Origin of the sequence: Bacteroides sp. 224 (assembly GCF_010500995.1) — a bacterium.
GTDB lineage: Bacteria > Bacteroidota > Bacteroidia > Bacteroidales > Bacteroidaceae > Bacteroides.
Map to the genome: position 1 here is coordinate 91,492 of NZ_QVMK01000009.1, position 7,541 is coordinate 99,032.

The 7,541-nt window shown below is 44.6% G+C and carries 10 protein-coding genes; 8 read left to right on the forward strand and 2 right to left on the reverse strand.

Going from position 1 to position 7,541, the window contains the following annotated elements; genetic code table 11:
- Nucleotides 1–25 precede the first annotated feature (25 nt).
- Together D0T60_RS06580 and D0T60_RS06585 are read left to right on the forward strand one after the other, a co-directional pair.
- Nucleotides 26–1,255, forward strand: coding sequence for a site-specific integrase (locus D0T60_RS06580; RefSeq protein ID WP_163217357.1), 1,230 nt, complete (start codon nucleotides 26–28; stop codon nucleotides 1,253–1,255).
- Between the two features lie 11 nt (nucleotides 1,256–1,266).
- The gene (locus D0T60_RS06585; RefSeq protein WP_163217358.1) at nucleotides 1,267–2,454 is read left to right on the forward strand and encodes a site-specific integrase; all 1,188 of its coding nucleotides are present in this window, start codon (nucleotides 1,267–1,269) and stop codon (nucleotides 2,452–2,454) included.
- Nucleotides 2,455–2,527: 73 nt separating this feature from the next.
- Here the strand turns inward: D0T60_RS06585 and D0T60_RS06590 are convergent, their stop codons facing one another.
- Both D0T60_RS06590 and D0T60_RS06595 read right to left on the reverse strand, forming a co-directional pair.
- Nucleotides 2,528–2,836, reverse strand: a complete 309-nt coding sequence (locus D0T60_RS06590; RefSeq protein ID WP_370524396.1) for a helix-turn-helix domain-containing protein — start codon at nucleotides 2,834–2,836, stop codon at nucleotides 2,528–2,530.
- The gene (locus D0T60_RS06595; protein ID WP_163217359.1) at nucleotides 2,823–3,098 is read right to left on the reverse strand and encodes a helix-turn-helix domain-containing protein; all 276 of its coding nucleotides are present in this window, start codon (nucleotides 3,096–3,098) and stop codon (nucleotides 2,823–2,825) included. Before D0T60_RS06595 ends, D0T60_RS06590 begins: the two co-directional genes overlap by 14 nt.
- Before the next feature lie 493 nt (nucleotides 3,099–3,591).
- On the opposite strand from D0T60_RS06595, the gene D0T60_RS06600 reads away from it, so the two are divergent.
- The 6 genes from D0T60_RS06600 to D0T60_RS06625 all read left to right on the forward strand — a co-directional run bounded on the left by D0T60_RS06600 (nucleotide 3,592) and on the right by D0T60_RS06625 (nucleotide 7,303).
- Nucleotides 3,592–3,828 carry a hypothetical protein gene (locus D0T60_RS06600; protein ID WP_203558294.1) on the forward strand — a complete coding sequence of 79 codons (237 nt, stop codon included), beginning with the start codon at nucleotides 3,592–3,594 and terminating at the stop codon, nucleotides 3,826–3,828.
- Nucleotides 3,829–4,053: 225 nt separating this feature from the next.
- A complete protein-coding gene (locus D0T60_RS06605) occupies nucleotides 4,054–4,263 on the forward strand; it encodes a DUF3873 family protein (RefSeq protein ID WP_239059510.1) in 210 nt (69 codons plus the stop codon).
- Between the two features lie 13 nt (nucleotides 4,264–4,276).
- Nucleotides 4,277–4,756 (forward strand): DUF6956 domain-containing protein, encoded by a 480-nt coding sequence (locus D0T60_RS06610; protein ID WP_163217360.1) that lies wholly within the window; start codon nucleotides 4,277–4,279, stop codon nucleotides 4,754–4,756.
- Nucleotides 4,757–4,795: 39 nt separating this feature from the next.
- Nucleotides 4,796–6,694 (forward strand): ParB/RepB/Spo0J family partition protein, encoded by a 1,899-nt coding sequence (locus D0T60_RS06615; protein ID WP_163217361.1) that lies wholly within the window; start codon nucleotides 4,796–4,798, stop codon nucleotides 6,692–6,694.
- Between the two features lie 50 nt (nucleotides 6,695–6,744).
- Nucleotides 6,745–6,924, forward strand: a complete 180-nt coding sequence (locus D0T60_RS06620; protein ID WP_203558295.1) for a hypothetical protein — start codon at nucleotides 6,745–6,747, stop codon at nucleotides 6,922–6,924.
- Between the two features lie 151 nt (nucleotides 6,925–7,075).
- Nucleotides 7,076–7,303, forward strand: coding sequence for a hypothetical protein (locus D0T60_RS06625; protein ID WP_163217362.1), 228 nt, complete (start codon nucleotides 7,076–7,078; stop codon nucleotides 7,301–7,303).
- Nucleotides 7,304–7,541 lie beyond the last annotated feature (238 nt).

Below are 7,541 nucleotides of genomic sequence, written 5' to 3' on the forward strand. Positions count from 1 at the left end.
CAAAGACCATAAAAATTATAAGCGTATGAAAGTAGAAAAATTCAAGGTTCTGCTCTACCTGAAAAAGAGTTCTCCCGACAAGTCGGGCAAGACCCCGATTATGGGGCGCATCACTGTTGGCCAGTCAATGGCACAGTTCAGTAGCAAACTATCCTGTACTCCCTCGCTGTGGAATCCCCGCGAGAGCCGCTTGAACGGAAAGAGCAGGGAAGCGGTAACATGCAATACGAAACTGGATAAGTTGCTGCTCTCCATCAATGAAGCGTACAACACGTTGATTGAGCGTAATAATCCGTTCGATGCCGAAGCGGTCAAGAATCTGTTTCAGGGAAGCATGGAAAAACAAATGACGTTGCTCCGGCTCTTTGACCGCCATATCGAAGAACTCAAAACCCGTGTCGGTATAGATGTATCCCACCGCACTCTGCCTAAATACCATTATGCCCGGAAAAAATTGGGTGAATTTATAAAAGAAAAATTCAATGCTTCCGACCTTGCTTTCGGACAACTTAACGAGCAGTTTATCCGCGAATATCAGGATTTTGTCATAATCGATAGAGGATTGGGCGTGGAAACAGCACGGCATTATCTGGCTTTGTTGAAAAAGATATGCCGAATTGCATTCAAAGAAGGGCATTCAGACAGGCATTATTTTTCTACTTACCCGCTCTTAAAGCAAAAAAATAATCCGCCACGAGCATTATGCCGGGAGGATTTTGAAAAGATACGGGATTTAGAATTTGAGGAACACCACCAGTCCCACATAATTACCCGCGATATGTTCCTTTTTGCCTGTTATACCGGAACTTCATATGTCGATGTGGTTGCCATTACGAATGACAACCTTTCCACAGATGATGCGGGTGCTTTATGGCTCAAATACCAACGCGGAAAGAACGGTAAACTCAGTCGGGTAAAATTATTGCCCGAAGCTATCGAACTGATAGAAAAATACAGTGATCCGTCAAGAGAGACGTTATTCCCTAAAATGGAATACAACGCCCTGAAATGGAAACTTCAAACCATACGTAAAATGATAGGCATGACGGGAACTTTGAGTTATCACATGGGACGCCACTCGTTTTCAAGTTTAATCACGCTCGAAGCAGGTGTTCCCATTGAAACCGTTTCAAAAATGCTCGGTCATAGCGACATAAAGACAACGCAGATTTACGCCCGTGTTACCCCGAAGAAACTTTTTGAGGACATGGACAAGTATATCGAAGCAACCCAAGATTTAGTATTAACCCTTTAATAACAAATATTATGCGTAGTACATTTAAAATATTATTCTATATCAACCGGGGTAAGGTAAAAACTGACGGCACTACACCCGTCCTGTGCCGTATCACAGTCGATAATAAGCAGACTGTTCTCACAACAGGTATCTATTGTCGTCCTAATGATTGGAACAGCAGCAAAGGAGAAATCCGGGACAGCGTATCAAACAGCAACTTAGAAAAATTCCGCCAGAGCATTGAACAGGCGTATGAACACATACTGAAAGAACAGGGCGTTATCAGTGCGGAATTGCTCAAAAATACGATTGCCGAAATAAACACAGTTCCGACCATGCTTTTACAGGCTGGCGAAGTTGAGCGGGAGCGGTTAAGATTGCGTTCTATCGAAATAGATTCAACCTCCACCTACCGGCAATCGAAAATTTCCCAAAGGAATTTGCGTGAATATCTTCTTACCTTGAAGATGAAAGATATTGCCTTTACAGATATTACCGAAGATTTTGGAGCGGGCTATAAACTCTTTTTGAAATGCAAAGAGTACAAACCGGGGCATATCAACCATTGTTTCACATGGCTGAACCGATTGATTTATATTGCCGTTGACCGGGAAATACTTCGTTTCAATCCGATTGCCGATGTTCCGTATGAGAAAAAAGAACCGCCCAAGCTACAACACATTAGCCGCAATGAGTTAAAAACGATTATGGAGAACCCTATGTCCGACAGGTTGCAGGAACTGACACGCAGAGCTTTTATATTTTCTGCGTTCACGGCACTTGCCTACGTGGACGTGAAAGGATTATACCCCCGGCATATCGGACGGACAGCCGACGGGCGGCGTTACATAAGGATTTACCGTAAAAAGACAGAGGTCGAAGCATTTATCCCGTTGCATCCGGTCGCTGAACAAATCCTGTCTCTTTACAATACGGAGGACGATACGAAGCCCGTATTTCCCTTGCCAAACCGCAACCAGATATGGTACTGCATTAATGAAATCGGCTTCCTTGCAGGTGTCAAGGGCAATTTAAGCTATCATCAAAGCCGCCATACCTTCGGGACGCTCCTACTTTCGGCGGGTATTCCCATTGAAAGTATCAGCAAGATGATGGGGCATTCCAATATATCCACTACACAGGTTTACGCCAGAGTAACAGACGATAAAATATCGGAAGATATGGATAAACTGATTGCCCGCAGAAAAGTATCGTGAAGCACCAAACAGTAATACCCCCGAAATTCGCTTGAATCCGGGGGTATTATTCTAATTGAAAAGTAAGCCACTCCTATGCTTCGCGGTAGCCCTTATCCAAAATCTTTTGAATATCCGATTCCCGGTACAAGGTCTTACCGCCGAAGTGAGTGTAGGGGATTCGTCCTTCCGTCCTGTATTCCTGCAACGTCCGGCGGCTCACTTTAAGCCGCTCCGAAACCTGTGTGTCGGTCAGAAACCGTTCCCCTTTCAGGGTAGGTCTATAATCTGCCAATGCTGTTTCTATTTTATCCAGCATCTTGTCGAGTGAACAGAAAAATGCCTTAATCTGCTCATTTTCTTTTGTTATAACTTTGTTTTCCATACCATTATAATCCAACATTGTTAATGACTTTTTCCACGTCTTCCGGCTTGTAATACATTTTCCGGTTGATTTGGCTGTATGGCAACTTTCCCGTTTCACGCAAGTTCTGCAAGGTGCGTGGACTGATATTCAGAATAAGGCACACGTCCTGATTATCCAACCATTCGTCAAGCCTTTTGCCAACGTGCGGTTCACACAACGCTTCCACTTTCCGGGCAAACGCTTCAAAATGAAACATCATCGCCCTGTATGTTCCGGCTTCTATACTCACTATTTCCATATCTTTTTTTCTTTATTCGTTTGTACTTATTGCACGGGGATAGCAAAGATATGGTAATAATACCAGCAGTATATCAATCGTTTACGTCCTGCGTACCTATGTCCGGCTTTGTCTTGGTCAAAAGCCGGATTTCTTTTATACGGCTATCCGTTTGAGCCGATTTTATTCTCCGCCCATAAAATGTTACGGTGGTGAATGTGGATTTTTCCAGTCTGTTTCTCTTTATAATTTCTTCCCCTTTTTAGCTACACCTGCCGCTGATGAAACGCCACGGGAGTGATACGATTTCAGGCGCGAAAGTATTCCCATGTTCGGAAAGCCCCCGCAAGGTCGAGCCTTCGGTTTCGTGAAAAATCTTCCTCTTTCCCTTTCGGGCGAGCGTATTTGTTCCCGAAAACCTTGCGTGGTCTGAACATGGACTTGTCTTGCCCCCGAAACTCGATAACTCCGACGGCTCCGAGCAGCATGACGATTAAAAAAAAGGTCAGAAATTATGAAACAGACAGAAAAAATATCGAAACAGCGATTCACCTTCCTTCCAATCAGCATGTGGTGGATTTTGAAAGTAGCCTTTGCCGTAGCAGGGTTTGCCCTTTGGGGTTGGTCATTCGTGGCGGTGGTAGTGGGTGCTTGCATCCTTTGGGAGATTGCAAAAACGGTGCTTTCGTGCCTTGTGTCGCTTCTTGTGTTGGCTGTCATTATCTGCCTTGTAATAGTATTAATTTTCTAAATATCAACAGTATGAAAGCAAAGTATTTTAATTCGGTAGGCTCTATTGAAAGCCATGTGCAAATTTTCCCGCATCACACTTTTATTATAATCCCTCAGCCGAGAGCATGTGAATGTGAAACGGTAAGAATAGCATACGAGGTAACGGACAGGCAGGACAATGATATACTTGATATTCTTGTAGTATGCCCCATTTGTGCAAACCACCCTAAAAACAGACAGTAATATGACAGCAAGTAAAATGACCGTAAACGGCGTATCAGTATGCGCCACAGGACAGGAGAATTACGAACGCTTCGAGGCAAGGCGGGGCAAGTGGTTTTATCAATACGACTACCGCCACACAGACGGCGAACTTTTTTCTATCGTATTGCCGACCCTCGAAAGGTGCAGACAAGAGCGGGATAAGTGGCTTTTGGATAAGAATAATCATTAAAACGGTTAAAGAGATGAAAACGAACGAAATAAACGATAGCATAATCGGCAAGCGGTGCAAATGCGTTTTTACAGGCTTAATGGTTACAGGGGTAATCGAGAGCATAAACGTAAACAAATACAGCGCAGAGGTAATGGTACGTTTCGATGAACCGCACTCGTGGGGAAACGAGATATACGAATATGATTGGGCACACGCCCGACTACATGATGAATTTGGCTCTCTCCAATATCTGGAAATCATAGACGACCAATATAAAACCGTCAAAGTAGCATTTGAGAAGTCCATAAGGGAGATAAACCGAATGTTTACAAGTGATTACAAGACTTGGGGCGTAGTCAATCTGAAAGAATGGTGCGATAGCTATGAAAGTAGCAGGTTTACGCAAATCGGCGAATATTGCGCCATTATCACATCCGAATATAACATGGAGTATGTAAGGGAGTGGCTTATGAAAAATACTCCTGTAAAGGAAATCGAAACAATCATCTGAAAATCATCACAACATTTTAATAATCAAATAATTAGAATTATGACAACGAAAGTAAAAAACACTGCCATAGCAGTACAGACAACCGAGAACAGCAAAAGCGTAACAGAAAACGCAGTAGTAGCAACAGGCGCACCCGCTAAAAGTGTGGAGAAAGCCGTAAACATTCCGTCAGACCTCATAGAGCCGAGCAATTACAACGCCCGAAAAACGTTTGATGCCGATGCGCTGAAAGAGTTGATGCAAAGTATCTCCGTTCATGGACTGATACAGCCCATAACGGTACGGCGTAAAGGCGAGAAAGACGAACATTACGAAATCATTTGCGGGGAACGCCGTTTCCGTGCCTGCCGTATGCTGAACATGAAAGAAATCCCTGCTATTGTGCGGGAAGCAACGGACGAACAGGCGTATGACCTTTCAATCACGGAAAACTTACAGCGTGAGGACGTGCCACCAATGGAAGCTGCCAAAGCCTATAAACGCCTTATCGACACAAAGCGGTACGATGTGGCAAGCCTCGCCCTGCAATTCGGCAAGAGCGAAAAACACGTTTACCAAACGCTCAAACTTTGCGACCTGATAAAAGGCATTGCCGAACTCGTAAGAGGGGGCAAGCTGACAGCATCGGCGGGAATAGTCGTAAGTAAGTACGACAAGAAGATACAGGCTGAAATTTTGAAAGACCGTTTAGGCGAGGACGGTAACGGCGAATGGTGTCATGTCTCCGCCCATGTGTTGGACAGGAAGATACAAAGCGGGTACACAAACGACCTTTCAAATTACGACTTCGACAAAACGGCGTGTTTGAAATGCGTTCACAACTCTAATAATTTCGACCTGTTCGCAGAGGGTACAGGGTGCGGGAAGTGTACCAATAAGAAATGTTTGCAAGACAAAAATATGGCGTTTGTCGTAGCCCAAGCCGAAGCGGTCGCCCTTGCAGACCCCAAACTTGTTTTTGTCGGCGAACAATACGGTTATGAGAATGAAGCCACGCAGAAAATCCGTAAAGGCGGGTATGAGTTCAAGAATGTACAAACCTACAATCTGAACAGCTACCCGACCGCACCGACACCGCCCGAAGTATCCGAGTACGCAAAACCCGAAGATTTCGACAAGGCGCAAATACGGCACGAAAAGGAACAAACCTATTTCGAGAATAAAACACAGGAAATTGAAAGACTGAAACAACAGGGCAAAATCCGTGTGTATGCCAAAATCGGCGATAACGGCGTAAAACTCCATTACAAGGAAGTGGCAACCAAAGATACCAAGACCAACGCCCAAGTAATTGAGGAACTGACCGTCAAGAAGAAGCGCAACACCGAGATACAAGCGGAAAAGACCGCTACCGACATAAAGGAACTGTTACGTTCGGAGCAGTTGCCGCAATCGGCGTTCACACCCGAAGAAGAACAGGCGGTATATTTCTTTATGCTTGCCAAGTTGCGCAGACACAATTACAAAGCCGTAGGACTGAAAGAGAACGACTATTACGGATATCTGACGGACGAGAAACGGCTGAAAATAGTCGCCACCTTGACCGAAGAGCAGAAAACAATCATTCGGCGCGACTACCTGTATAGCCACCTAACCGACCGAACGACCACCGTAGCCGACACCAAAGGAAGTATGTTACAAGCATTTGCAAAGCAACACTTGCCCGAACAGACGGCGAAGATAGAAACGGAGCGCAAAGAGGAATACGGCAAGAAGAACGCACGATTGGACGAACGCATCACAGGACTGAAAAAGGCTGATAAAAAGGCGAAAACCGAAGCCAAGACAAAAAAGCAAGAGCAACCCGCCAAAGCCGAGCAACCCGCTAAATCGGACGGAAAACAGCCGAAGAAAACCGAGAAATCGACCGAAGCGACCACCACAGCCGTAGCGGTAATTCCGAAAGTTAAAGCGGTAGCAGTAGCGCAACCCGCATAAACAGAGTATTAACAGGGGCGGGAGAAATCCCGCTCCATAAATTTATCATTATGACAGTATTTGTACTATTCCAGACGGATATTTACCGCACAAGAGCAAGTCGTGTATTTTGCGGAGTGTTCAGCACCGAAGCGGGAGCGATAGACCACGCCAAAGGAATCGGGCTATATACCCATGATGTGGAAGTAGTTATCATTGAGTGCGAACTTGATAAATTCGATGAGGTATGAAAACACACAGAGTTTGCAGGTTTTGCGGTTGCGCCATAAGGAAAGAAACGCAATTGGATTATCCGTTTTATTGCCCGAAGTGCGAAGAAAATCGCTATCGGTTTGAAACCATCCACAAGCGGGAGATTAAGCGTAGAAGACCAATAAAGCTATGAGGATTGACGCATATATCGGCAATCCTGTTATTGTCACGCAAGAACAATATTACGAACTGGAGGAACTTTTGCACGAGATAGACCCCGACTGTAAAACGGTACAACTCCGACAGGATGTTGTTATAATCGAAAATATTGCGCGTAGAACGTTCCATTATCCACGCAGTCCCTCTGCCCATTGGGTAGCTGGTCGGCTGCAATATATGGTTGAAAATGGGCTGTAAATACCTATGGGAGCTACTTTCAGAACTTATGTCCGGGCAGGGAAACTTTGCCCGGACTTCTTTTTCCATGAGCAATTAGCGGGGCTTTATGCGGGGAAAAAGAAGCTTATCAAAACTTATTTATTATCAAAACTTTACCTATAACCTGAATTCGGGATAATTTTCTCTTCCTCTTCAATACATCACAAGGCATAGTTATCGTGCTCACATTGGATTTTTCAATTGAGTATTTTTGTTT

What these genes read in the sequence shown, in the direction of transcription:
- D0T60_RS06590 (WP_370524396.1), bottom strand. Translation starts at nt 2,836, where the DNA reads ATGTTGGATTATAATGGTATGGAAAACAAAGTTATAACAAAAGAAAAT.
- D0T60_RS06625 (WP_163217362.1), top strand. Translation starts at nt 7,076, where the DNA reads ATGAGGATTGACGCATATATCGGCAATCCTGTTATTGTCACGCAAGAA.
- D0T60_RS06580 (WP_163217357.1), top strand. Translation starts at nt 26, where the DNA reads ATGAAAGTAGAAAAATTCAAGGTTCTGCTCTACCTGAAAAAGAGTTCT.
- D0T60_RS06595 (WP_163217359.1), bottom strand. Translation starts at nt 3,098, where the DNA reads ATGGAAATAGTGAGTATAGAAGCCGGAACATACAGGGCGATGATGTTT.
- D0T60_RS06610 (WP_163217360.1), top strand. Translation starts at nt 4,277, where the DNA reads ATGAAAACGAACGAAATAAACGATAGCATAATCGGCAAGCGGTGCAAA.
- D0T60_RS06620 (WP_203558295.1), top strand. Translation starts at nt 6,745, where the DNA reads ATGACAGTATTTGTACTATTCCAGACGGATATTTACCGCACAAGAGCA.
- D0T60_RS06600 (WP_203558294.1), top strand. Translation starts at nt 3,592, where the DNA reads ATGAAACAGACAGAAAAAATATCGAAACAGCGATTCACCTTCCTTCCA.
- D0T60_RS06615 (WP_163217361.1), top strand. Translation starts at nt 4,796, where the DNA reads ATGACAACGAAAGTAAAAAACACTGCCATAGCAGTACAGACAACCGAG.
- D0T60_RS06585 (WP_163217358.1), top strand. Translation starts at nt 1,267, where the DNA reads ATGCGTAGTACATTTAAAATATTATTCTATATCAACCGGGGTAAGGTA.
- D0T60_RS06605 (WP_239059510.1), top strand. Translation starts at nt 4,054, where the DNA reads ATGACAGCAAGTAAAATGACCGTAAACGGCGTATCAGTATGCGCCACA.